The organism is Desulfitobacterium nosdiversum, assembly GCF_049860565.1.
Classification (GTDB): domain Bacteria; phylum Bacillota; class Desulfitobacteriia; order Desulfitobacteriales; family Desulfitobacteriaceae; genus Desulfitobacterium_A; species Desulfitobacterium_A nosdiversum.
Map to the genome: position 1 here is coordinate 3689121 of NZ_CP172056.1, position 23733 is coordinate 3712853.

Annotated in this window: 25 protein-coding genes and 1 riboswitch; of the genes, 8 read left to right on the forward strand and 17 right to left on the reverse strand. The window is 41.8% G+C overall.

The features are described from left to right. Window positions 1-27 precede the first annotated feature (27 nt). Window positions 28-2139, forward strand: a complete 2112-nt coding sequence (locus tag ACHOLT_RS18025; RefSeq protein WP_425803481.1) for a TaqI-like C-terminal specificity domain-containing protein — start codon at window positions 28-30, stop codon at window positions 2137-2139. After that, the gene (locus ACHOLT_RS18030; RefSeq protein ID WP_425803484.1) at window positions 2136-2393 is read left to right on the forward strand and encodes a hypothetical protein; all 258 of its coding nucleotides are present in this window, start codon (window positions 2136-2138) and stop codon (window positions 2391-2393) included. Before ACHOLT_RS18025 ends, ACHOLT_RS18030 begins: the two co-directional genes overlap by 4 nt. A gap of 82 nt (window positions 2394-2475) precedes the next feature. On the opposite strand, the gene ACHOLT_RS18035 is transcribed toward ACHOLT_RS18030, so the two are convergent. Further along, window positions 2476-3702 (reverse strand): ABC transporter permease, encoded by a 1227-nt coding sequence (locus ACHOLT_RS18035; protein WP_425803486.1) that lies wholly within the window; start codon window positions 3700-3702, stop codon window positions 2476-2478. Beyond that, the gene (locus tag ACHOLT_RS18040; protein ID WP_425803489.1) at window positions 3699-4409 is read right to left on the reverse strand and encodes an ABC transporter ATP-binding protein; all 711 of its coding nucleotides are present in this window, start codon (window positions 4407-4409) and stop codon (window positions 3699-3701) included. The genes ACHOLT_RS18035 and ACHOLT_RS18040 overlap by 4 nt, the downstream gene beginning before the upstream one ends. Window positions 4410-4734: 325 nt before the next feature. Between ACHOLT_RS18040 and ACHOLT_RS18045 the strand changes: the two genes are divergently transcribed. From ACHOLT_RS18045 to ACHOLT_RS18055, 3 genes are read left to right on the forward strand one after another with little or no spacing between them, the layout of a single operon-like run. Continuing rightward, window positions 4735-5196, forward strand: a complete 462-nt coding sequence (locus ACHOLT_RS18045) for a DUF2975 domain-containing protein (protein WP_425803492.1) — start codon at window positions 4735-4737, stop codon at window positions 5194-5196. A gap of 16 nt (window positions 5197-5212) precedes the next feature. After that, window positions 5213-5419: a helix-turn-helix transcriptional regulator gene (locus ACHOLT_RS18050; RefSeq protein WP_323414751.1), complete on the forward strand. Its 207-nt coding sequence runs from the start codon at window positions 5213-5215 to the stop codon at window positions 5417-5419. Between the two features lie 17 nt (window positions 5420-5436). Continuing rightward, window positions 5437-6972: a DUF4153 domain-containing protein gene (locus ACHOLT_RS18055; protein WP_425803494.1), complete on the forward strand. Its 1536-nt coding sequence runs from the start codon at window positions 5437-5439 to the stop codon at window positions 6970-6972. 188 nt (window positions 6973-7160) lie between these two features. Here the strand turns inward: ACHOLT_RS18055 and ACHOLT_RS18060 are convergent, their stop codons facing one another. The 15 genes from ACHOLT_RS18060 to ACHOLT_RS18130 form a co-directional block, all read right to left on the reverse strand. Next, the gene (locus ACHOLT_RS18060; RefSeq protein ID WP_425803497.1) at window positions 7161-7724 is read right to left on the reverse strand and encodes a GNAT family N-acetyltransferase; all 564 of its coding nucleotides are present in this window, start codon (window positions 7722-7724) and stop codon (window positions 7161-7163) included. A gap of 334 nt (window positions 7725-8058) precedes the next feature. Then, a complete protein-coding gene (locus ACHOLT_RS18065; RefSeq protein ID WP_425803500.1) occupies window positions 8059-9009 on the reverse strand; it encodes an aldo/keto reductase in 951 nt (316 codons plus the stop codon). A 119-nt stretch (window positions 9010-9128) separates the two neighbouring features. Beyond that, window positions 9129-9830 (reverse strand): bifunctional phosphoribosyl-AMP cyclohydrolase/phosphoribosyl-ATP diphosphatase HisIE, encoded by a 702-nt coding sequence (hisIE, locus tag ACHOLT_RS18070; protein ID WP_425803503.1) that lies wholly within the window; start codon window positions 9828-9830, stop codon window positions 9129-9131. 237 nt (window positions 9831-10067) lie between these two features. Beyond that, window positions 10068-10826 (reverse strand): imidazole glycerol phosphate synthase subunit HisF, encoded by a 759-nt coding sequence (gene hisF, locus ACHOLT_RS18075; RefSeq protein ID WP_425803505.1) that lies wholly within the window; start codon window positions 10824-10826, stop codon window positions 10068-10070. A 26-nt stretch (window positions 10827-10852) separates the two neighbouring features. Continuing rightward, window positions 10853-11584 carry a 1-(5-phosphoribosyl)-5-[(5-phosphoribosylamino)methylideneamino]imidazole-4-carboxamide isomerase gene (hisA, locus tag ACHOLT_RS18080; protein WP_425803508.1) on the reverse strand — a complete coding sequence of 244 codons (732 nt, stop codon included), beginning with the start codon at window positions 11582-11584 and terminating at the stop codon, window positions 10853-10855. Continuing rightward, window positions 11562-12191: an imidazole glycerol phosphate synthase subunit HisH gene (gene hisH, locus ACHOLT_RS18085; protein WP_425803510.1), complete on the reverse strand. Its 630-nt coding sequence runs from the start codon at window positions 12189-12191 to the stop codon at window positions 11562-11564. The genes hisA and hisH overlap by 23 nt, the downstream gene beginning before the upstream one ends. Window positions 12192-12233: 42 nt before the next feature. Beyond that, complete coding sequence (hisB, locus tag ACHOLT_RS18090; RefSeq protein ID WP_425803512.1) at window positions 12234-12818, reverse strand: imidazoleglycerol-phosphate dehydratase HisB; 585 nt, start codon at window positions 12816-12818, stop codon at window positions 12234-12236. A gap of 25 nt (window positions 12819-12843) precedes the next feature. Then, window positions 12844-13902 carry a histidinol-phosphate transaminase gene (gene hisC / locus ACHOLT_RS18095; protein ID WP_425803514.1) on the reverse strand — a complete coding sequence of 353 codons (1059 nt, stop codon included), beginning with the start codon at window positions 13900-13902 and terminating at the stop codon, window positions 12844-12846. Next, entirely contained in the window at window positions 13899-15176 is a 1278-nt protein-coding gene (gene hisD / locus ACHOLT_RS18100; protein WP_425803516.1) for a histidinol dehydrogenase, read from the reverse strand. Before hisD ends, hisC begins: the two co-directional genes overlap by 4 nt. 45 nt (window positions 15177-15221) lie before the next feature. After that, entirely contained in the window at window positions 15222-15893 is a 672-nt protein-coding gene (gene hisG / locus ACHOLT_RS18105; RefSeq protein ID WP_425803519.1) for an ATP phosphoribosyltransferase, read from the reverse strand. 306 nt (window positions 15894-16199) lie between these two features. After that, a complete protein-coding gene (locus ACHOLT_RS18110; RefSeq protein WP_425803521.1) occupies window positions 16200-16433 on the reverse strand; it encodes a (4Fe-4S)-binding protein in 234 nt (77 codons plus the stop codon). Between the two features lie 223 nt (window positions 16434-16656). Then, the gene (locus ACHOLT_RS18115) at window positions 16657-17736 is read right to left on the reverse strand and encodes a 6-phosphofructokinase (protein WP_425803523.1); all 1080 of its coding nucleotides are present in this window, start codon (window positions 17734-17736) and stop codon (window positions 16657-16659) included. 47 nt (window positions 17737-17783) lie between these two features. Next, on the reverse strand, window positions 17784-18932 hold the full coding sequence (hisZ, locus tag ACHOLT_RS18120; protein WP_425803525.1) for an ATP phosphoribosyltransferase regulatory subunit: 1149 nt from the start codon (window positions 18930-18932) through the stop codon (window positions 17784-17786). Beyond that, window positions 18929-19267 carry a YerC/YecD family TrpR-related protein gene (locus ACHOLT_RS18125; RefSeq protein WP_425808147.1) on the reverse strand — a complete coding sequence of 113 codons (339 nt, stop codon included), beginning with the start codon at window positions 19265-19267 and terminating at the stop codon, window positions 18929-18931. The genes hisZ and ACHOLT_RS18125 overlap by 4 nt, the downstream gene beginning before the upstream one ends. Window positions 19268-19369: 102 nt before the next feature. Continuing rightward, complete coding sequence (locus ACHOLT_RS18130; RefSeq protein WP_425803528.1) at window positions 19370-20542, reverse strand: HD domain-containing phosphohydrolase; 1173 nt, start codon at window positions 20540-20542, stop codon at window positions 19370-19372. 264 nt (window positions 20543-20806) lie between these two features. Then, window positions 20807-20908, forward strand: a riboswitch (SAM riboswitch). 77 nt (window positions 20909-20985) lie between these two features. On the opposite strand from ACHOLT_RS18130, the gene ACHOLT_RS18135 reads away from it, so the two are divergent. From ACHOLT_RS18135 to ACHOLT_RS18145, 3 genes are all read left to right on the forward strand, one after another. Continuing rightward, complete coding sequence (locus ACHOLT_RS18135) at window positions 20986-22011, forward strand: methionine ABC transporter ATP-binding protein (protein WP_425803530.1); 1026 nt, start codon at window positions 20986-20988, stop codon at window positions 22009-22011. Next, on the forward strand, window positions 22001-22690 hold the full coding sequence (locus ACHOLT_RS18140; RefSeq protein ID WP_425803533.1) for a methionine ABC transporter permease: 690 nt from the start codon (window positions 22001-22003) through the stop codon (window positions 22688-22690). Before ACHOLT_RS18135 ends, ACHOLT_RS18140 begins: the two co-directional genes overlap by 11 nt. A 154-nt stretch (window positions 22691-22844) precedes the next feature. Continuing rightward, complete coding sequence (locus ACHOLT_RS18145) at window positions 22845-23696, forward strand: MetQ/NlpA family ABC transporter substrate-binding protein (RefSeq protein ID WP_425803535.1); 852 nt, start codon at window positions 22845-22847, stop codon at window positions 23694-23696. The last annotated feature ends 37 nt before the right edge of the window (window positions 23697-23733 follow it).

The following is a 23733-nucleotide window of genomic DNA, read 5'->3' on the forward strand; positions in this document are numbered from 1 at the left end:
ATTAACTATTTTTAGAGGAGAGCTTCAGTGACCTTGAAGATAAACAACAACAGTACAGAAAAAAAGTCGACGGACACTTTACTATTAAAGGAAGTTGCCGTGCTCTTATCCGTATCTGCGGCAACCGTAAGAAATTGGATTAAATCCGGAAGAATCAATGTCATCCGTCAAAGTCGTTCTGCATTTTTTAATAAACAAGAGATTTTACAAATTAAGCAAGAAATTGAATCTGGCGCTTCGCATCGTCTGAAAAGCAGGCGCAATAAAATCGCTGTTGAAGGAACATATATACCCACTGAGTATGTCAATTCAGCCGAATACATTCAATTAGCTGAAAAAATCCTTAAAATCGTTAATGAGTCCTCTAGCGAAATAAACGCCAATTTGATATTGCTTGAGGTTGTTTTAGCTCTTTTCTTAAATCAAGGGCGACTTGTATGTCCACCTGAATTTCAGGATCTTAGTCTTACGGAACTTGCCATCCAAGACAAGCTTTTGCTTGGCGAATACTCAAGCATTCTTAACTCACTTTTTGATGTAAACCGGGAAATTTCGGCAAATCAATCAGAAATCCTTAGACAGATTCGCCAGCTAAATATTCGCTTTATTCCTGGTGATGATTTACTTGGCCTAGTGTATATGTCCCTTTCTAATCTGAGCAAGAGGAAGAGCAACGGAAGCTATTACACTCCCTCAAAGATTGTAGATGCACTTGTCGAGCAAAGCCTTGATTCTTTATGCGATATTTCTTTCCCCAAAATAGTAGATCCGTGTTGTGGATCGGGTAACTTTCTTATTAAATTGTTTTTAGCTGCAAAATTGCGTCTTTTAAAACGTGGACTCAGCACGGAAGAAGCGGAAAAACGCCTGTTGCAGGATTGTTTATCCGCTTATGATATCGATGAAACAGCCGTGACGTTAGCAAAGATTAACCTTGAATTATTACGTGAATGCCCAAGCGGTAATTTACTCTCTTTTAAGATTGAGTGCCGGAATACTTTAGATAACTACAGCAATTTAATTGCTCATGCTGAGGCTTTTGATTTGGTCATTGGCAATCCGCCCTGGGGCTATAGTTTTTCACAAAAGGAATTTGACCTTTACAAAAATCGCTTCATTACTGCGCAGGCTTCACTGGAATCATTTTGTTTATTTATTGAGTATGGACTAGGCATTCTAAAACCAAATGGAATTCTTTCCTACGTTCTTCCTGAAGCCATGCTTAATGTTCGACTTCATGCGCCAATACGTCAAATCTTATTAGAAAAAACTCAAATTTTAAAAATTCATCTGTTGGGGCAGCAATTTTCCAAAGTCTTTACCCCCGCTTTTACGCTCATCGTAAAAAACTCCCAAGTAACGTTAAATCATGAGATCTTGGTTGAGTGGAATGATTGGGTTCAGTCAATTCCTCAACAACGATTTTATGAAAATGAAATGTATATTTTTAATGTTAAAACTTCTCACTTAGAGGACAAAATTATTAAGCACATGAAATCGCTCCTAGGTATTAGGTACTTGAAAGGACATGCTGAATTCGCATTAGGTATCGTCACCGGGAACAACAAAGAATGGGTGCTTCCTCGACCGTTTCCTGGATCAGAGCATATTCTTAAAGGAAACGATGTTTTTAAGTATAACTTCTATCCCAGCGAAAATTATATCCCTTTTGAACCCCAAAAATTTCAGCAGGTCGCTCCTGAAAAGCTTTACCGCGCTCCGGAGAAATTGCTCTATCGATTTATCAATGAAAATTTAGTTTTCGCCTACGATGATAGACAAACATTATCTCTAAATAGTGCTAATCTAGTGATTCCAAACTTGCCGGGATATTCCCTAAAATATATCCTTGCTGTTCTAAACTCACGTGCTGCTCAATTCTTCCATACCGTTTCCTTCTCATCAATTAAGGTATTACGCAAGCATATTGAATCTATACCCATACCGCCATGTGACCTGGAAAAACAACAATCTATAATTAAAAACGTCGACCTGCTTCTTAGTGCAAAGGACGAAACACTTCGAGTCAATCTCTATGAAAAAATCGATGCTCAAATGATGGAACTCTATGGCTTTAACGCTGAACAGCAAGGCCTGATTCTTGAAAAATTCGCAGAAACAAAATTTCTTTCGAGGTGAACTTAATATGGAGAAGTGTTTTTGTCTGGATTGCAGTTTGGAGAGATTTAATTCGCTACTGGGTACTATCCTCTCATGAAGTCGAAACTAATTCTTATTTTTCAACCGGCCAGCACCGAGGGAATGTTGGCGAAGGTCAGCTTCATGTAAGACATGATAACATTCATGAATTTAAAAAATATGAATGCGAACCTGAAGAACTTAAAGAAGCAATAATTAATGCAAAAAGCAGACATCTGAATATCGTATATTAAGCATAAGGCCTGCCCCATAAGGAGCAGGTCCTTTCATTTCTTATTAATGGTGTTAACTCCTTCCCGTATCATTCTTCTTGTCCTAAGTGAAAAAAACGAGTTTTTTCGCCGCTAATCTGGCAATGATTAGCCCTATGGGAAACATTAATAAAGAAATGAGCCATTCTTGAGTTTGTATCGCTGTTACCAGACCAATCAAAATTTGCCCCGGCAAAGCCATCAAAAACAAGGTTCGGCTTGCCGCACTCATTTGGGTTTCAGAAATTAAAGGAAACAATTTGACAAATGGAGAGTTTAAAAATTTTTGCCAAAATAAGCGAATCATATTCGTTAAAAAAACAATAAACATGAACCAGAGAAACCATTTCCAATCCTTAGGAAAGGCTGTAAGCATTAAGAGGCACATGGCCACTACTTCAAAATAAAACTTAATGTCTTCACCATTTCGGATCGTGGCTTTAATACATAGCTCAATCAAAACGTTCTCAGAAGTACGCTTTCTGTAAATTGGGTTAGAGTTTCTGAATACCCAAGGACGCTGTCTCCTGTCTTTAGTTCTTTTGGCAGCGGTTCCCGCTTGCCGTAGGAGAAGATTAACCATCTTTAATTTTGAGGCTTGCCCGCTTATGACATCTTCGTAAAAAACACCTGAAATAGTTATACGCATATAAGCAAGTATTATTAAGGCAAGGAAAAGCAGCGCTGCTGAGCAAAAGAAAAGATTATTTAAACCGGTTAATAAAAAAACGCTAAGTCTTAAATATATCCCTGAAACAATAACCACCGCCATCTTGATGAAGGTTTGATTCCAACCCTGAAAACGGCGCTCTATCAGCTGTTTAGAAATATCAATACTTGCCTTAAGCCCAAACACAAAAACACTTAACTCTAAGAATTCGGCAGGAGAAAAACCATAGTAGAGGATTAAAAACGGAGCAAGAATTAGGGAAAATGGTAAGGTTTCGAGCAGGTTGAACCCAAGGTAATATACCAGACTTAATTTTATGAGCTTTTTTATCCAATCTCTTTGCTGGTAAACGAAAAGTTGATCTGCCTCTTCCACAAAAATTCGAATTGATCCTGACCAAACGAAAAACAGTATAATTCCAAGCAGTGCATTAAGAGGGAGGTAGTTGACCCATCCCGGAATAGTTCTCCACCACGAAAGATAAGTATTCAAAAAAATGAGTAAAAAAGGGATGACAATATAGAGTGCGACGATCCAATCGACGGCCGTTTTCCATACCTGATACTGATATTTCCATTCTGAAACAATCCGTCGTAAAAAGAGTCTGCGTACAGTAATCATGAGTGCCTCTCCAAAAGTTTGAGAAAACAGTCAAATAGTGAACCTTGAGATAAACCGCATAACTCCCTAATTTCCTCAAGATTACCCCGGGCTACCACTGTTCCCTCATTCATAAGCAGAAAAGAATTACAAATTTTTTCGGCCGTATCTAACATATGTGTTGACAGCAACACCCCTGCGCCATGGCTTCGGGCAATTTCAAGAAGTAACAAAAAGTCCTTTATACCCATTGGATCAAGTCCCACAAAAGATTCATCAACAACATAAACCAGAGGGCCAATGAGAAACCCCAAAATCAGCATTGTCTTTTGCTGCATCCCCTTAGAAAATGTCGTTGGCAGATGATGCTTAAATTCTGTAAGATGAAAAAGTTTAAGCAAATCCTCAGCTTTTAACAGAAATTCACGTTGATCCATTGCATAAACGGCTGCAGCAAGTTCTAAATGCTCCCACAGTGTTAACCCTTCATATATGACAGGTTGTTCTGGGATATAAGAATACTTTTTTGCATTTCTGGCAAATTCGATGCAACCGTTAAATACTGGCACCAACCCCATAATCGCCTTAAGCGTAGTACTCTTTCCTGCACCGTTGGGCCCAATTAATCCTACTAATTCGCCAGCTTTTACCGATAGAGTGACGTTATTAATAACATCATTATTTCGATAATATCCGGCCTTATTGATATTCACTTTAAGTAATTCCATCCAATTATCCTTTCCCGTTAAAAAGCCATGCTTAAAACAGTTTACCTATAAGATTAGCCTGCTCTTCCTAAACTAATTCTACGATTGTTATATCTTCCCTTCTTCTTCCATAAGCAAATCTTTTGCACTCTATTTCCCGTCAACATGCCTAATTGCTTGTAGCGCAATGCAACCTTTAACTAAGAATTTTATTGTTTTTGTTGTACATCAATAAAAATTTATTGTAAATCGATAAATATTTATTGAGTTTTAGTAAGTAATGTCTTATACTAACTTCGTAAGAATTAAAGTAAGAATTAAATTACAAGGAGGGCTTAGAACAAGCATGTTAATCTTGGGTGAGAAAAGCTTATCTGTTTTAGTGAAATGGATTCTGGATTTGGTTTTCCTGGGAGGACTAGCAATCACAATTACCCTACCCTATGGATTAAGATGGTATATGAATACGCTTTATCCAACGAGCAGCGAAAACTATTCTTTTATGCTTGGGTTCCTCTATTTTACCGGAATCGTATGTCTTGCGTTAGTGAATGAGATTCGAAAAATCTTCAAAACCCTCAATCGAAGAAATCCTTTTATGATGGATAACGTGAAAAGTTTGAACCGAGTAGGATGGGCATGCTTTATCATTGCTGCAGCTTATATTATTAAGATCTTTTTCTACAACTCTGTTCTCACCACAATTATTACAATGATCTTTATCATTGCCGGACTTTTTTCCACCGTTCTGGCTGAAGTCTTCCGTCAGGCCATTGAAGTTAAAGAAGAAAATGATTTAACAATATAGAGAAGGGATGCAGAAAATGGCAATCGTCGTTAACTTAGACGTCATGATGGCTAAAAGAAAAATGAGCCTGTCAGAATTAGCAGCTAAAGTGGATATTACCTTGGCAAACCTGTCGATCTTAAAAAATAACAAAGCAAAAGCCATTCGGCTTACTACTCTGGAGGCAATTTGCCAGGCATTGGACTGCCAGCCAGGGGATATTTTAGAATACAGGCCGGACTAATCATGGAGGTGTTTTCGATGGAGCAAACCCATATTCAACTCACAGAAAACCAGATTGAAGGTCTCTCAAATAAGAAGGGAATCACTCTTTTATTGGGTTCTCTTGCCCTTGGTCTCTTGTTTAATTTATTATTCTATAAGAAACCTCTAGGGTTGTCCTATCCCTTATACATAACTGCACTGTATACTTTTTTATTCTGGAGTATAAAAAAGAAACCAAAACTAAAGTTGGATTTTACAAGTCTGCTGGGGATTTCGATCATCGCCCTTTCTTTTACTTATTTCTTTTTCTCAAATCCATTCTTTCACGTCCTCAATTTTCTCCTCATACCCATTTTGGCCGTCGCTCATACCCTTCTTCTCACCTCAAGCAGTCAGTTTAAGTGGTTTGAAGCGCCCTTTCTCCTCGATATGCTTTATGGTATTTTTATTCGTCCTCTGGAAAACTGCCTCAAGCCTTTTTCACTGTTATTTTTGAATACGAAAAAGAAAACAAATTTAGGGAAATCGACGGTTGTGGTAAAGGTTCTGATTGGTTTAATCCTCACGATTCCTTTGTTAATCATCATCGTTCCTCTTCTGGCATCCGCTGATGATATCTTCCGTTATTTTATTAAGCAGATTCCGACTCTATTTCAAGGCATTAACCTCGGTCAATTTATTCCACAATTCCTTATAATTACGGCAGTGACCTGCCTCTTGTTTAGTTATTTTTGGAGCCTCTTTTATTCAAAGCCTAAAACCATAAATGGAACTCCCAACTTAGAAGCTCTCTCCCCCGGCAAGTTTCTCGATCCCATTACGGTCACAACTCTATTGATCGTGATCGACGCCCTTTATGTCTTTTTTATTGCCATTCAGTTTTCCTATCTCTTTGGAAGTCTTACAGACGGCCTGCCTCGTGATTTCACGTTCGCCCAATATGCGCGCAAAGGATTCTTTGAACTCGTTGCTGTGACTCTCATCAATCTTGTTCTTCTGATCGGAAACATGTACTTTGTTAAAGCCTCCGGGAAAAAGCTGGACAGGGCTGTAAAAATATTAAATACAATCCTGGTGATGAGTACGTTCATTATGTTGTTATCGGCTCACTTCAGAATGTCATTGTACGAAGATGCCTATGGCTTTACCTATCTGAGAGTCTTAACCCATGCTTTTATGGGATACCTTTTTGTGTTGTTTGTCGTATCATTTACTAAAATATGGCGTCAATCCATACCCTTATTCAAATCTTTCGTTGTCATTTCTATTATTGCCTATACGCTGCTGAACTATATTAACGTAGATAAAATAATTGTGAAGGAAAATATTGCTCGCTACACCGAGGGAAAACCCATTGACGTCTACTATTTAACAACACTTTCATATGATGCAATCCCGCCGCTTGTAGAATTTATGGATACAACTCACGACTTGAGTTTGATCACTCCCTTCAATAATGGGCTTAACTATAAAAAAACAGTACTCAATAGACAGACACCCTGGCAGTCTTTCAATCTTTCCAAGTACAGAGCACAGAAAAGTCTTAAAGAAATATTATCTCAGGACCGTTAATTTATCTACAGCTTTTATTGACACTTTATTTCTCATAGGATTTATTATCTAATTTCATATTGCAATTCACATAAACAGGATACTGTTAAAATTCCCCATCGAAAAAGAAGCACGCTAAATTTAGTGTGCTTCTTCGCTTTTTTCAAAGACGTCCAAGGCTTTTTTTACCGATTGCTCCTAAATATCATTTATAACGCCTTTCGAACAATATCATAATGGCTAAATGTTTTATGCAAAGAAAATCCCGTCTTTATATACATGGACAGAGGTCCATGATAGTGTTGAGCACTCGTTAGTTCTCCCTTTCTTGGATATGCTTCTATATACCTATATCCCTTATTTGAGTAGTCATTACATATTACATTTAGTATTTGGCTGGCTACACCCTTCCTTCTATATTCTGGAGAAATAACAAAGCATACAATAGAACAGATTTTTTCCTCTGCTCCATCCCATAGCTCTTTATTCGATACAAGCCTCGAATAATTATTCTTATCGTTTACATTGCACCAACCTACAGGCTCTCCATCAAGGTAAGCTAAATACCCTTTCATTTTACCCTCTTGAATTGATTTAATGGCGGACAGACGATTACTTTCCCCTGTCTGCCGTTCCAATTCATCATCGTTCAAATGATAGAAACGACAATAGCAACCAGCCCACTCTTTGTTATCAGTAAAAGCTACTTTATCAAAAAAAAATAAGAAATCGTCTGTAAGTTCTTTAGATATCGGATAGATAGTTACTTCCACTATTAACCCCCCTCTGATTTAATACTTTATATTCATTCCATATAATAGTACAATTTCCTTTTCCTTGGTTAAACGAACTTGTTCCTTTGACCCTTGGACTCTCATAAATTACACCATATTTCACATGCCAATTCACATAGCGGTAATAAATTTATTACACGGATGTGCATTGATATGTGAATTTAGTCTATGTCTAAGCTGAAAAATCTTATTTTAAGCCAAAAATCTCATGTGATTCAGTATGTGAATTCGCATGAGATTTAGGCTGAGAATACTATAAATTGTCTCCTAAAATCAAACCGCTTACAAAGAGTGAGGTTCTTTATATTCTCAGCTATACTAACCGCAACGCAAACTCTGGACAAACCGGATTGCAATATCCACAGACGATACATGAATTTCGATCAACCCGGGCTTTTCCATCAACCAAGCTTAATGCCGCGTTCGGACAAATTTTAACACACGTTCCGCAGCCGACACAGATATTTGTAAGAATATGCAAACGTTTACTGGCTTTTAGATCTCCTTTAAGATTTGCAGGCAGTTCCCCGTCATTAAATATCTTTAAGTTGATTTCTAATTCTTCTGGCTTAACCATACCGACAGCGATTGAACTCAATTCCGGTATTTTGCGAACAAAATCAAAGGCATCTTTAAGTTCAGTTATGAGATGCCCGCCTGCCAGAGCTTCCATCCCGTATAAACCTTTTCCTGCTGCATGAGCCTTGCGGATTGCGCGAAGCATATCGTCAATACTTCCGCCCACGATCCCCATTCCCAGCTTATTAACAATCGGGGATATAATATCGACTTCAGGAATTTGTGCTGCCTTTTCCACAACGGAAACAACATGTGTCGAGAGCCCTATTGCTTTAAGAATCCCCTTTTCCTTATAATCCACTAAGCATTGAAATGCTCCGGCTCTTTCTTCAAAAACGGCCGGAGTTACACGTGCTGCATGGAGCAGGAAAATATCGATCTTTTTACGTCCCAGCTCATCTAAGGCAAGTTCAATGCTTTTCTCCATATCTGCATACGTATGTGCGGGGGATTTTGTGGCGATGATCACCTCGCCTTCAAAGCGATCCAAGGCTCTTCGAATATACGGGTAGGTCTTATAAATCTCCGCAGTATCAATAAAATTCACACCTTTACGAAGGGCTGTTAAAATTATTTCTCCGCCTGCTTCTTCAGATATTTTTGCTTGAAGCGGTCCCATGGGCAAAGCACCAAAGCAAAGTTCACTGACTTCTAATTGTGTTTGTCCGAGTTTTGTCTTTTTCACAAAATTCCCTCCATCGCCGACATGGTAGGATAATATATTTTAGCATTCGCTATGTTCCTAGTGATTCCTTCAATAAAAAAAGAGCAAGAAATAATTTCATCTTACTCTTCAAATCCAGCTTATCTAAGGGAATAATCCTTTTCATGCTTCTTATTCTGCCGTCCCAAAAGTTCTTCAGAAATCGCCTTTAGACTAACACCGCGATCTTCAAGCATGACTAAGAGATGATAAATCAGATCGGATACTTCTGCACGTATTTCTTCAGGATCATTATTCTTGGCCGCAATAATGGATTCGGCGCTTTCTTCTCCTACTTTTTTCAGGATCTTATCAATTCCTTTTTCAAAAAGATAGGTCGTATAAGCGCCTTCCGGGCGCTCAAGATTACGGGAATGAATGACTTCAGCCAAAATTTCCAACGTTTGGCCCAGGGGCACATTTGCACGCACTTCCGGTTCTCCGACGGTTTTAAATTCTGATTCTTTTTCATCAGCTGAAACATAGTGAAAACAGGAAAAATAGTTTTCATGGCAAGCCATCCCCGTTTGCTTTACGGTCAGAAGAACTGTATCCTGATCACAGTCAAATTTAATATCTACAACCTCTTGGGTATGTCCTGATGTTTCCCCTTTTCTCCATAAGGATTGGCGGCTCCGGCTGAAATACCAAGCCTGCTTTTCTTGCAAGGTGCGGCGTAATGCTTCCTCATTCATATAAGCAAGCATTAAAACCTCACGAGTTTCGACATCCTGAACCACAGCGGGAATCAATCCGTCCGCATTCCAGCGTATTTTTTGCAGGATAGGAAAACTTTCACTCAATTTGCTTACCTCCGTCCAGTATTAAATTTAACGATAATAACAACAACCCTAGAGTGTAGCTTTTCGCACAGAAGTGAACGCCTTCGCGAAGGGGCGATTTAGCGCATTTAGCTTTCGTTGGTTAGCGGCGCCAGTGGTTTACTTCAGGTATTACCCTAAGGTTTGGCAGAGCTCCAACGAAAGCAAATGCGCCAGCCCCGGAGCGCCTAAGTAAACGGATGTGCGAAAACTACACATTTACCAACGAACGGGAATCTGCCGCTCTTCCAAATAACGCTTTGCCTCAGCAATGCTGTACTCTCTATAGTGAAAAATAGAAGCGGCTAACGCAGCATCAGCCTCTCCGGCTGTTAAACCTTCAGCCAAATGCTCCAGATTTCCTACTCCCCCGCTCGCAATGACCGGCAAAGAAACTGCACGGCTTACAGCACGGGTAAGCTTGAGATCATAGCCATTTTTTGTCCCGTCCCGATCCATAGACGTTAAAAGAATCTCACCTGCACCAAGTTGTTCAACCTCCTGAACCCACTCCAGAACATCCTTGCCGGTTGCTGTCCGTCCGCCATGGATATAGACTTCCCAACCACCGCCTTGCTTGTGACGGGCATCAACGGCAACAACAATGCATTGGCTTCCGAAGGCATAGGCCCCTTCTTCAACAAGTCTTGGGTTTTGAACAGCTGAAGTATTCAGGGATACCTTATCCGCACCCGCCCGTAAAACCTGCCGGATATCCTCAATCGTACGAAGGCCCCCGCCAATGGTAAACGGAATAAAAACCTGCTCTGCCGTACGGCGGACAACATCAATCATTGTCTCGCGGCCTTCGGAGGACGCGGTAATGTCTAAAAAGACAAGTTCATCGGCCCCTTCACGGTCATAGAGAGCCGCAAGTTCCACCGGATCACCCGCATCCCGCAAATTGACAAAGTTCGTTCCTTTAACGACTCTACCTCTGTGCACATCCAGGCACGGTATAATTCTTTTGGCAAGCATTTATTTTTCCTCCTGGATTAGTTCAATTATTGACTTACGGTCTTTAACGCCTCAGCTAAAGTGAAAGCCCCCGAATAAAGCGCTTTGCCGACAATCGCTCCTTCAATCGACACACCCTCTTGAGCTTGTGCCTGAAGCTTTCGTAAATCCTCTAAACTGGAAACCCCTCCAGAGGCGATGATTTGAAGTTGGGTTTCTTGGGCTAATTGCACTGTACTTTCGATATTGGGACCTTGAAGCATTCCGTCACGTGATATATCCGTAAAAATAATCCGCTGTACCCCGACATCTCTCATCTTAAGTGCCAATTCAACAGCTGTTATTTCTGTCGTCTCCGCCCAACCTTGGACAGCAACCTTCCCTGCTTTGGCATCAATTCCAACGATAATTCGTTCACCATAACGCTGTACCGCTTCTGCAACGAGTTGGGGATCCCGCACGGCAACAGTTCCCAGAATCACGCGTTCAACCCCTAATTGGAGCAGTTCTTCAATTCTATCTAAAGTACGGATTCCACCCCCGACCTGAACCCGTAATGAAACCTTCTCAACAATATTTCGAATCACTTCATCATTAACAGGCTTGCCGGCAAACGCTCCGTCCAGGTCAACAACATGGAGAAATTGTGAACCTTCAGCTAAAAAGCGCTGTGCAACCTCAAGCGGATTCTCCGCATAAACAGTGGAATCCTCCATCCGCCCCTGTAACAGTCTTACAGCCTTACCCTCTTTTAAATCAATAGCTGGAAACACAATCATTTTCGCTCACCCACCTCCCGAAATTTTCTAATAAGGTTAAGCCCCAGGGGCTTGATTTTTCCGGATGAAATTGTGCTCCCCAAACATTATCCCGTCCGACTAAGGCAGGAAAACGAACCCCATAATCACAGCTTCCGGCAACAACCTCAGGATCATCTGGAACTGCATAATAGGAATGGACAAAGTAAAAGAAGGCTTCCTCAGGTATTCCCTTAAGAAGAAGGGATGGCCTCTCCTGATGCATCGTATTCCAACCCATATGGGGGACTTTCCGTCCTTCAGAAAAACGCACGACTCGACCGGGTAAAAGGGCTAAACCTTGATGTTCTCCATGCTCTTCGCCAATCGCAAAAAGCACTTGCATGCCCAGACAGATTCCTAAAAAGGGACGGCCCGATGCTGCATATTGCCGCAAGGGTTCAATCCAGCTCTTTTCCTTTAACGCAGCCATGGCATCGGCAAAAGCTCCGACTCCAGGCAGTATAATTCCCTGAACTGCTTTCAGTTCCTCCGGTTCAGTCATAATTTTCGCCGGGAAGTTTAATTTAGCGAGTGCTTTTTCTACACTGCGCAAGTTTCCGCGCCCATAATCTACGATTCCAATCACTTTATAGCCCCCCTAACGATAAGCTCTGCGCCAAGCTGGATTCTAAAGTACCCCTTTTGTGGATAATACTCCCGTAAATCGCGGATTTACACGAACTGCTAGACCTAAGGCTCGTCCGACTCCCTTAAAAATGGCTTCCATAATATGATGACGATTCTTCCCTGTTAGAAGATGAATATGCAGCGTTATCCCTGCATTGACTGCAAGAGCACGAAAGAATTCTTCGGCCATTTCTACCGGAAAATCTCCGATCATTCCCTCCGGGCATTCAACATCCCAGACAAGGAAGGGACGATTGGAAAGATCGAGCGCAACCTGAACTAAAGACTCATCCATCGGCAAAAGAGCATCTCCCACTCTTTCAATTCCTTGACGATCCCCCAAGGCTTTCTGTAAAGCTTGTCCCAAGACAATGCCGCAATCTTCGATCGTATGATGCGGATCCACAAAGAGATCCCCTTGTGCCTGAAGATCAAGATCAAAATAACCAAAACGGCTGAAGGAAATTAACATGTGATCAAAAAAACCAATGCCAGTTTTAACTTGAGCTTCGCCGCTGCCTTCCAGATTAATTCTCACCTGGATTTGTGTTTCCCGCGTTTTTCTTTCGAGGTTTGCTTCCCGCATTTATATCCCCCCCTCAAACTTACTCTTAACTTACTATTTCGCGAAGAACCGTAAGAAACCTTTCATTGTCCTCCGGCAAACTCACACTTGCTCGAAGCGCATCACCAATCATCGGGAGATTTCCCATATTTCGTACCAGGAAGCCTTTTTGGATTAACGCTTCATAGACCTGATTCGGCTGTGCCGGTTGAAATAGAACAAAATTGGCACGGGTACTCCAGACGGTAACTCCTGAAATTTCTTTAATTCCTAGGTAAAGATTTTCGATCTCCCGCTGAATGATGCGGGTCTGCTGCCTAAAATCCTCGACATATTTCAGAGCGAGAACTCCAGCTCTTTGAGTAAATGCATTAACATTGAAAGGAGAACGGGCTCGATTTAAAAGCTCAATCGTTTCAGGCTGACCGAGCAAATAACCTAAACGCAAGCCGGCTAAAGCAAACGCTTTCGAGAATGTCTTCATCACCAGCAAATTAGGATAATTTGTAATCTGATCTGCGAGCGACTCCCCCGCGAACTCACCGTAAGCTTCGTCCAAAGCAACAATTTTACCGGATTCCCGGACAACTCTGATAAGGTCTTCCCGGGGAAAAAGCGAACCCGTTGGATTGTTGGGATTGCATAGGATGATCACACTGGCTTCAGGTCGCTGAGCGGCTCGAAGAATTCCTTCAACATCCAGGGTTACCCCCTGCAAAAGGGGAACCTCAACAAACCCGGTCCCTGTCACTTTTGATGCCACCTGATACATGCTAAAGGTTGGCGGATGCAAAATAACCTTTTTCCCTTCCCCACCGAAGGACGAAAGGATCAATTGGATCAGTTCATCAGATCCGTTTCCTGTAAGAATTCCAGATTGTTCCATACCAGTATACTGGGCAAGCGCCTTTTTCAGCAGACTTGCTTGGCCGTCTGGATAACGGTTCAGTTGAAAATCCCCCTGAAATAATTCGTTCCTCATTCCCTCCGGCCATGGAAAAGGATTCTCATTCGCTTCCATCCTTACGCAATTGGGAAGAGATTTGCTTTCATAGGCTTTTAAACTCCGTAGAGCAGGTCGAAGGAGAGTCTGAGGGTTTGTCATTTTTTGCGTGCCTCTACTGCCCGAGCATGAGCTTCAAGACCCTCTCGGCGGGCGAAATGAGCAATCGATTCGGCATCCCGATTTAAGGCATTTTCCGAGTAATTAATGACACTGACTTTTTTCATAAATGTATCCACATTTAACGGGGAATAAAAACGGGCAGTTCCACCCGTGGGCAAAACATGATTGGGTCCGGCAAAATAGTCTCCCACCGGTTCCGGTGAAAAACGTCCCAAGAAAACAGCACCCGCATTTCTTACTCTTCCGAGCCAGCAGAACGGCTCTGCAACTACGAGTTCAAAGTGCTCCGGTGCAATTTTGTTGGCTAACGCCATTCCCTCATCAAGGTCCTTAACTAAAATGGCAGCTCCATACTGTTCCCATGCACTTCGTGCAATTTCAACACGAGGAAGATCTGCAAGCTGACGTTCTACTTCTTCAACCGTTTTCTCTAAAAGCGCACGGTCAGGTGAAACGAGAATGGCTGAAGCCAAACGATCATGCTCGGCTTGCGAAAGCAAATCGGCGGCAAGTTCTTCCGGTCGAGCCGTTTCATCGGCAAGAATTAAAATTTCGCTGGGGCCTGCTAACATATCAATATCCACTGTTCCAAAAACTTGTTTTTTAGCCAGAGTAACATAGATGTTCCCGGGACCGGTAATTTTATCGACCTGAACAATTTCTTTTGTTCCGTAAGCCAGCGCAGCAATACCCTGTGCTCCGCCGACCTTATAAATCTCTGTAACTCCTGCTTCGGCTGCCGCAACTAACACTTCAGGCAAGAGCGTGCCATCCGCACGCGGCGGGCTCACCATAACAATTTCCTTAACTCCGGCTACAACTGCCGGAACAGCATTCATTAAAACAGATGAAGGATAAGCGGCCGTCCCTCCCGGAACATAAATTCCCACTCTTTTTAAAGGAAGAATAAGCTGCCCAAGAACGGTTCCATCCTCTTTTGCATCAAACCATGAGGTCCGTTTTTGTTTTTCATGATAGGTATAAATGTTTTCTTTCGCTTGACGAACTGTTGCTAAAAATTGATCATCTACCTGCGCATAGGCATACTCGATTTCTTGGGGACTCACTCTTAAGCCTGCTTTCCGCAGGTTTACGCGATCAAATTTTTCTGTCAGCTGATAAAGGGCCTCATCCCCTTCCTGCCGAACCCTTCTCAATATATCGCTTACCCGTTGTTCCAGCTCTGCATCGTTGCCATAGGATTTGCGGGTAAGACGCTCCAAATTCATATCCGCTAATTTCTCAATTCTCATACCAAGAATCCTCCATCTTTCCGTAAACATGGTCAATCGTCAAGACTATTCTTTTGCTGCAACAATTCCCCGAAGTTTCTCAGCCAATTCATTAATCCGCCGATATTTCATTCGATAGGCCACACGGTTGGCAATAAGGCGAGTGGTTGCTTCTAAAATGGGAGCGACTTCTACAAGATGGTTTTGCCGTAGAGTCGTCCCCGTAGAAACGATATCCACAATCATTTCAGCGAGATTGACTCTCGGGGCAAGTTCGATATTTCCATGAAGTTTAATCGGAACAATTTGCATTCCTTGCTGACGGAAAAATTCCTCCGCAACCCGTGGAAATTTGGTTGCAACTCTTTGGTGATTAAGAACACTTAAATCATACCTGCCATCCGGCAACCGCGCCGGAACGGATTCCTCAGGCATAGCCACGACAAATCGGCAGTAGCCAAATTTTAAATCAAGGACTTCCGCGACATCCTTATTTTCCTCCAAAAGCGTATCTTTACCCACAAAACCAATATCAGCAGCGCCGTGTTCGACGTACGTTGGAATATCCGTCGGACGGCAAATGATAATTTGCGCCTCTGCGTCCCCCAATGGGAAAAGCAGTTTCCGTGATTCTTCACTAACCTCACTGCACTCGATGCCTGCTTTGATTAAAACCTCCAAAGAGTCTGTCAATAATTTTCCCTTCGGAAGAGCAATTGTTAAAAAATCTCTAGACATAAATTCACTCCTCTCAAATATTGAAGCAATTTATAGATGCATTATTAAAATTAAGATCTGCTAAGTAAGATTACATCTTAAATTTAAACCGTATTAGCTTCAATTTCTATCTATGTATAAATAATCATACTTTATTAGTTTACTTCGTTAAAGCGTTAACTTGTTATTAAACGTATTATAGCAGTCTTGCTAACCTCTGACAACTAGTAAATTGATAAAATTATATATAGCGCTTTGAGTAATAAAAAAAGCCCAGAGATAATTTCTGGACTTCCTTTTCACGTTAATTAAAAGGCACGTATTTTCTCATTTTCGAATATATTTTAAGGCACCACTAGGACAAGTATCAATCACACGACTAACTTCATCAGGAGAAGCTTCATCGACTTTAATCCAAGGCCGATTCTTTAGATTGAAAACGTTTCCATTCCCCCGAAAACAGTTTCCAGAGTGTTGGCATATAGACTGATTAAAAAAAGCATTAATATCTTCTCCATAATACTTACGGTAACCAGCTGCTAAAAGTTCTTCTTCAGTCATTTGCATTCTCTCCTCATAGAAGTTTCTTTCTGTCATGATAATTATCACTTTCACAAAGACACATTTCGCACACCCTTGCTTATTCTTGCAACTTCTCAGCCTATATACTAAAGCATACATAACCGGATGTATAATATCAACCTCTATTTTTAAATAAAGAAAAACAACCTATTTATTCAAAAGGCTGTTTATGAATATAAAGTATTCAGTTCTGGTTATTAAATCAATCCCCCATCATAATGCCGAGCTTGCGGGCAACATGCAATACAGGTTCTTCTAAACTGACCTTTTTCAATTTATTGACGGCTTCTGTCAAGGGAACCCTTACGATCTTTTGGCCTTGCAGGGCAACCATGGTTCCAAAATCTCCGTCAATCGCTGCTTCAACAGCAGCTACTCCATAACGTGTCGCCAAAACACGATCCGCCGCATTGGGAGACCCCCCGCGTTGAAGATGGCCAAGTACCGTAACTCGGGTCTCCATGCCCGTTAAAATTTCGAGATCTTCCCCGAGCTTCGCACCGATTCCTCCGAGCTTAACGGGATCAATCCGTCCGGGCAGATTCCGCTCGACAACCATTTCACCGCCTAAGGGTTTGGCACCTTCCGCAACAACAATGATGCTGAACTTCTTCCCCGAATCCGCTCTTTTTTTAACAGCGGCCGCTACCTTCGATAATTCATACGGAATCTCGGGAATAAGAATAACATCAGCTCCACCCGCTACGCCTGCATAAAGCGCGATCCAACCCGCATAACGCCCCATAACCTCGAGAATCATCACCCGGTGATGAGATTCCGCGGTTGAATGCAGCCGGTCTAAAGCGTCCTGAGCTGTAGAAACAGCGGTTTGGAAGCCAAATGTTAAATCAGTCGCCATAAGATCATTATCAATCGTTTTAGGAATACCAATGACGGAAAGTCCTTTTTTGTCAAACTCTAAGGCTATGCTTAAACTTCCGTCTCCTCCAATTGCCAGCAAAGCTTCAACTCCTAATCCTTGGAGCTGAGAAATGACTTGATCTGATCGATCTACAGATTCGAGTTTACCGTCTATTAATGTAGGATAAGCAAAAGGATTGTCCCGATTAGTTGTCCCTAGAATCGTCCCTCCTCGCGGAAGTATCCCGGAGACATCAGGGATTCCAAGCAGTTTATAATCTTCTTCAACTGCTCCTCGAAATCCATCCCGGATACCTATCACTTCTATCCTATTTTGATGAGCACTTTTAACGACAGCCCGTATTACGGCATTAAGCCCAGGACAGTCCCCTCCTCCAGTAAGAATGGCTAATTTTTTCATTTTTTGACTCCTTTCCTAATGGAGTTCTTTTTACCGTCATTTTAAACCTATACCCTTTTGACTTCTTTAATTCCTTTAAGCTGAGCCAGAGATTCCGCCTCAGTTGAGCTTAAACTCCCTAAACTCATTTCAGCATGCACGCCTTGAGCTCGAAGTTTTTGAACCTCTTGAATAACACAGGATACGTTTTCCCCATAAAGAAAAATTTCTGGGCAAGGTTTTGCTGAGGAATTCAGCCTTTCTGCCAAAGCTCCGAGATTTATGGCAAATCCGGTTGCAGGCAGCGGATATCCAAATTCCTCGTAAAGAGCATCATAGCGTCCGCCCTCGACGATCGGATAACCGATTTCACGAACGTATCCTTCAAAGATTACGCCGGTATAATAGGAAAAGCCCCGGAGAATTCCAAGATCCAAAGCGACATATTCCTGGACATTAAAATCTTCTAAATACTCGTAAACCTTTCTTAAGGAGGAAACCGCCTCACACAGCTGAGGGCTTTGACTCCATCCCAAAACTTCCTCCAGCATTTCGGTCTTTCCATGAAGATGCGGAATCCGCGAGAGAATTTTCTTAACCGAATCGGTGAACCGGCTTTGCTCCACCATTCTTTCAATTCCAACCAAATCCTTATGAGCAAGGAGTTCTTGAAACTTTAACCGGAATTGGGAATCAATCTCCAGTTCATCCATAATTCCAGAAAAAATACCCATATGTCCTAGATTCACCTGAAAATCTTGAATTCCTATTTTTCGCAGAGACTCAATCGCGAGCGCAATAACCTCTGCATCAGCAAGCGGATCATTCGAACCAATCAGCTCAACCCCAGCTTGCCTGAACTCCTGATAACGAACCATCCCCAACCGGAAAACATCGGCTGAATAACAGAGCCTTAACGGAAGTTCCGAACCTTTTAACCGTGAACTGACCATGCGGGCAATAGGTGTCGTCAATTCCGGGCGAAGGACTAAAACATGCCCTTGCCGATCAAAGAACTTGTAAAAATCATCTTCCTTTTCCTCATCCGGTTGGATACACGCCCCATATTCGAAAGCAGGTGTCGCTACTTTTTGATAGGCCCATAGCTTAAACTGGGATAATACTTTTGCTTCCAGTTCATCTTGTATAGCCATCTCTTCCGGCAAGAGATCACGCATTCCTTTGGGTACTCTTAATCCTAAAGAAGAACGATTCATTTTTCTTCCCCGCTTTCTTTCTCTGCTAATCGCTTAAGAATCAGTTGATAGCCGTCTGCACCAAAATATAAGCAGCGTTTAACCCGGCTTATGGTCGCCGTACTTGCCCCCGTCTTATGGGCGATCGTTGTATAGGTCACGTTCTTTTCAAGAAGCTTTGCTACTTCTAAACGTTGAGCCAAAGCTTTGATCTCGGAAATTGTAGCTATATCTTGAAAAAAGCGATAGCATTCTTCCTTACTCTTTAACATGAGGATCGCTTCGAAAAGCTCGTCATTTAATGGATCCCTTAGGCGACGATCTACTCCTTCTAAAGAATCTCCGGCTTCAATCAATTTTTCTTCCTGAGACGTTTTGTTATCCTCGTCCACAAGGCATCATCTCCTTATTCTTCTCCACTTTAATTTATTAAAGTATTGAGACGTTGTCAAGGAGATTCATATAACTTGCTTTACTAAGTAAAGGCATTCACCGCATAACTTGTTATCGGCCGCCATTTTAGTCATGATATCGATCGCTTGGTCAACACTCATCGGCTCGCGGTAAGGCCGGTTTTCCGTTAAGGCCTGAAAAACATCCGCAATAGCCATTAGCCTTTCAGGTCTTGTTAACTCCCTGCGATGCTCGGGATACCCGTTTCCATCGATTGTTTCATGATGGTTGCCCGCCCATTCCTTGATTTGTTCAAATCCCTGAACTCGTCCAAGAATTACTTTAGTATAATATGGGTGAGATCTAATTTGTGCAAATTCACGAGGATTTAAAGGGCCGTTTTTATCTAATACTTCTTTAGGAACAGCAAGCTTGCCTATATCATGGAGAAGCGCAGCAATGCGCATCTGAAAAATTTCATGCTCATTTTCAAAAACCAAAGGCGCTAAGCGTCCTGCAATATCGGCTACACCATGGGAATGATTATAAGTGTAAGGGCTCTTGCTATCAATGATTTCCGCGAAAACGTTAGCAACTTGTTCAATTTCTTTTTGGGTAAGCTGAACTTTTAAAGAAGGCTGAATATCCCGCAAAATGAGTTCAATATCATTGCTTATAAAATCCAGCCAGAACTTTTCCCGCGAACTCGTGCTGAGAAAGGCATTTATTACATCTTGATTAAAACAGGGTTTCCTCTGCTGCTTCGCCCACTGCCATAAATCAGCGCGTTGATCGTAATAGAACACATTATGATCAAAACTTCGATCAAGATAATCGGCCAGCTTAACAATCTGCGCTCCTAAAGGGGTATGCTCTGAGCAATCAGCGCCTAAGTCGATTCGTGTTTGTTGATGGTAAAGGACATAATCACCCGCCCGCTCGGAAAATGGCATTTTGGACATTAACTGTTTCCCTGTGCCTGCATAATCCAACCAAACCGTTCCTCCGGTATTAAGATCACAAGCCGGAACAGTTGCCCCAATTTCATGTAAATAAGCTGAGACATATATATCTTCGATATCGCTTTCTGCTAATTCCATCGTACGACCGATCTGTAAAGCAACATAAGCAGTTCGAGTTGCATGATTTAATGGCTGCCGCTCAGCCAAGTCAAGCGCTAAGGATAAAGCGCGAAGCAACTCATTACGATCATAAGACTGCTTAATTAAAGAAGCCATTTTAATCGAACTCCCCTCAAAGTCTAGACCCTTTATCTCTAATTATTAATATACAGAATATGAAATGCTTACGAATTTAGAATTCATTATTACATTTTACATTCCTTTAGACTGACATAAAATAGCAAAATAGAAATAGAAAATAAAACAAATATGATAGGAATAATTTTTGAAAAAGCACTTGTCAAATTTAGATTCTGTTGTTAAAATAATTTCATATTATTCTTAATCTCACACTGATTTTCACCCAGAATTAAATATTTACTCTTATCCAGAGTAGGTGGAGGGACTGGCCCGATGAAACCCGGCAACCGGCATATGATGCACGGTGCTAACTCCTGCAGAAAAAGATCTGGGAGATGAGAGGAAATCCGTTAAGCAACTTCGCAGGATTCCTCGCGAAGTTTTATTTTTTGTCTGATTCACTTTGAGGAGGTAATCCATTGATTAAAATTGAGCATTTAAGTAAAACATATACCTCCCGCAAGGGAAACGTAATTGCACTCGAAGATATTTCACTCGAGATTGCCCAAGGTGCGATTTACGGAATTATCGGTTTAAGCGGTGCAGGAAAAAGCACACTCGTTCGCTGCTTGAACCGATTAGAAGAACCGACAAGCGGAAGTATATCGATTGAAGGTCAAGTCATTACAAAACTCCCTGGCAAAGAACTGCGCGAAGCTCGTCAAACTATCGGCATGATCTTTCAGCACTTTTATTTGCTTCAGTCCCGCACTGTAGCAGAAAACATTGCTTTTCCACTTGAAATCGCCGGATATAAAAAAGCGGATATCGATAAACGCGTAAAAGAGCTTCTGCCACTTGTAGGACTTGAAGAAAAAGCTGATGTCTATCCTTCTCAGTTAAGCGGCGGACAGAAGCAACGGGTAGGAATTGCCCGTGCCCTAGCTACTCAGCCAAAGGTTCTCCTTTGTGATGAGGCAACCTCAGCACTCGACCCACAAACAACACTTTCGATTCTTGACCTTTTACGGGATATTAATCAGAGTTTTGGGCTGACTATTATCATGATTACCCATGAGATGAAGGTTATTAAAGAGATCTGCACCGACATCGCCGTCATCCATGAATCGAAAATTGTGGAACACGGGCCTGTAGAAGATGTCTTTATTCAGCCTCAGTCTGCAATTGCTAAGGAATTTATTTCGAGCGTTTTCCCGAATGAACTTCCCGCCGATCTGCTTCGTGAACTATCCACTCATGCGGGCTCCGAGATCGTCCGTATTCATTTTTTGGGCTCGAGAGCCTCCGATCCGATTATTGCTGATTTGATGAAGGACTGTGAAGTACGTGCCAATATCCTTTATGGCAGCATTGATCACCTGCGTTCAACTCTTTTTGGCACATTGACGCTTGAACTCCAAGGCTCTCAGGAGCAACTGACAAAAGCCCATAATTATCTTTCAGAACGCGGCTTAAAAGTAGAGGTGATCCAAAATGGGATTTGATTGGTCGATCATTGCAACTCCTAATTACTGGCCAAATATGGTTCAAATTTTAACTCCTGCAGTCCTGGAAACACTTTATATGGTTGTTGTGTCAACTGTTCTAGCCTATATTATTGGAATTCCGCTCGGTGTGATTCTGGTGATTTCCTCTCCGGAGCATATCATGCCAAACCCTTGGGTCGAACGCACTCTGGGAACAGTTGTTAATATTTTTCGTTCTGCACCCTTTATTATTTTACTGGTTGCCCTGATCCCCGTAACCCGGGCAATCGTAGGAACATCTATTGGAACGACTGCAGCTATCGTTCCGCTGGTCATTTCCGCTGCACCTTTTGTCGCCCGTATGGTGGAGAGCTCTTTAAAAGAGGTTCCATATGGCGTTATTGAAGCCGCTCTCTCGATGGGAGCTTCACCTTGGCAAATCATTCGCAAGGTTCTTCTTCCGGAAGCTAAAGCTTCCCTGATTCTCGGCTTCGCCATTACCACAATCAGTGTCATCGGCTATACCGCAATGGCTGGAGCCGTCGGCGGCGGCGGACTCGGTGCTCTTGCCATCGATTATGGCTACAACCGTTTTCGAACAGATATCATGCTGATCACCGTAATTTTGCTCGTTCTTATCGTTCAGGGAATTCAATCCGTGGGAACGGCCTTTGCCCGCAAACTAACGAATCATTAAGAACCGAGGCTGTAATCATTCTCTTAACCTGTTTTCTTTATTGAGCTCTTGAGTTGATGGGCCCGTTAATAAAAGAGCTCAAGAAAAATACTGCTTATAAAATCTATAGGCAAAAAAACATAAGTTATACATTTAGAATTAAGGAGGAAAAATCATGTTTAAATCAAAACGTCGTCTTGCAATCCTCGTTCTTGGTTCACTCGTCTCTCTTTCCCTGCTGGTTACCGGGTGCGGCAGCAGCGCTGCAAATAATACCGCTTCAACGGGAAATGCTGCAAAAACCACAGTTATTAAAGTAGGAGCATCTCCGAAACCTCATGCAGAAATTCTTGAACACATCAAACCTGAATTGGCTAAAGAGGGAATTGATCTTCAGATCAAAGTCTACAACGATTACGTTCTTCCCAACACAGCTCTTGATGCCGGTGAAATTGATGCCAACTTCTTTCAGCATCAACCCTACTTGGATACCTTTATTAAAGAACGTGGTTTAAAACTCGTTTCCCTCGGCCAAGTTCATCTTGAGCCCATGGGGCTTTATTCAAAAAAAGTAACCAAATTGGATGACTTTAAAAACGGTGATACAATTGCTATCCCGAATGACCCTTCAAACGGAGGCCGTGCTTTAGCCTTACTTGAAAAAGCAGGTCTTATTAAGCTTAAAGATGGAGTCGGCGTTAAAGCAACCGTTCAAGACATCGTCACGAATGATAAACAACTAAAAATCACAACCATTGATGCCGCTCAGCTTCCCCGTGTTTTAACAGATCCCAAAACAGCCGGAGCTGTAATTAACACAAACTTTGCCCTTGAAGGCGGTTTAAATCCTAAAGATGCACTGACCATTGAAGATGGTAAAAACAATCCTTATGCTAACATTTTAGTTGTTAAAGAAAGCCGTAAAGACGATCCAAACCTGCAAAAACTGATGAAAGCTTTAAATACTCCAGACGTTAAAAAATTCATTGAAGATAATTACAAAGGTTCAGTTGTTCCGGCATTCTAAATATAACGCTTTATTTTCCTGATTCTGACTATAAAAG

What these genes read in the sequence shown, in the direction of transcription:
- ACHOLT_RS18055 (WP_425803494.1), top strand. Translation starts at nt 5,437, where the DNA reads ATGGAGCAAACCCATATTCAACTCACAGAAAACCAGATTGAAGGTCTC.
- hisA (WP_425803508.1), bottom strand. Translation starts at nt 11,584, where the DNA reads ATGATTGTGTTTCCAGCTATTGATTTAAAAGAGGGTAAGGCTGTAAGA.
- ACHOLT_RS18040 (WP_425803489.1), bottom strand. Translation starts at nt 4,409, where the DNA reads ATGGAATTACTTAAAGTGAATATCAATAAGGCCGGATATTATCGAAAT.
- ACHOLT_RS18145 (WP_425803535.1), top strand. Translation starts at nt 22,845, where the DNA reads ATGTTTAAATCAAAACGTCGTCTTGCAATCCTCGTTCTTGGTTCACTC.
- hisZ (WP_425803525.1), bottom strand. Translation starts at nt 18,932, where the DNA reads ATGAATCGTTCTTCTTTAGGATTAAGAGTACCCAAAGGAATGCGTGAT.
- hisC (WP_425803514.1), bottom strand. Translation starts at nt 13,902, where the DNA reads ATGACAAACCCTCAGACTCTCCTTCGACCTGCTCTACGGAGTTTAAAA.
- hisF (WP_425803505.1), bottom strand. Translation starts at nt 10,826, where the DNA reads ATGCTTGCCAAAAGAATTATACCGTGCCTGGATGTGCACAGAGGTAGA.
- ACHOLT_RS18115 (WP_425803523.1), bottom strand. Translation starts at nt 17,736, where the DNA reads ATGAAAAAATTAGCCATTCTTACTGGAGGAGGGGACTGTCCTGGGCTT.
- ACHOLT_RS18140 (WP_425803533.1), top strand. Translation starts at nt 22,001, where the DNA reads ATGGGATTTGATTGGTCGATCATTGCAACTCCTAATTACTGGCCAAAT.
- ACHOLT_RS18035 (WP_425803486.1), bottom strand. Translation starts at nt 3,702, where the DNA reads ATGATTACTGTACGCAGACTCTTTTTACGACGGATTGTTTCAGAATGG.
- ACHOLT_RS18110 (WP_425803521.1), bottom strand. Translation starts at nt 16,433, where the DNA reads ATGACTGAAGAAGAACTTTTAGCAGCTGGTTACCGTAAGTATTATGGA.
- ACHOLT_RS18130 (WP_425803528.1), bottom strand. Translation starts at nt 20,542, where the DNA reads ATGGCTTCTTTAATTAAGCAGTCTTATGATCGTAATGAGTTGCTTCGC.
- hisG (WP_425803519.1), bottom strand. Translation starts at nt 15,893, where the DNA reads ATGTCTAGAGATTTTTTAACAATTGCTCTTCCGAAGGGAAAATTATTG.
- ACHOLT_RS18045 (WP_425803492.1), top strand. Translation starts at nt 4,735, where the DNA reads ATGTTAATCTTGGGTGAGAAAAGCTTATCTGTTTTAGTGAAATGGATT.
- ACHOLT_RS18050 (WP_323414751.1), top strand. Translation starts at nt 5,213, where the DNA reads ATGGCAATCGTCGTTAACTTAGACGTCATGATGGCTAAAAGAAAAATG.
- hisD (WP_425803516.1), bottom strand. Translation starts at nt 15,176, where the DNA reads ATGAGAATTGAGAAATTAGCGGATATGAATTTGGAGCGTCTTACCCGC.
- hisB (WP_425803512.1), bottom strand. Translation starts at nt 12,818, where the DNA reads ATGCGGGAAGCAAACCTCGAAAGAAAAACGCGGGAAACACAAATCCAG.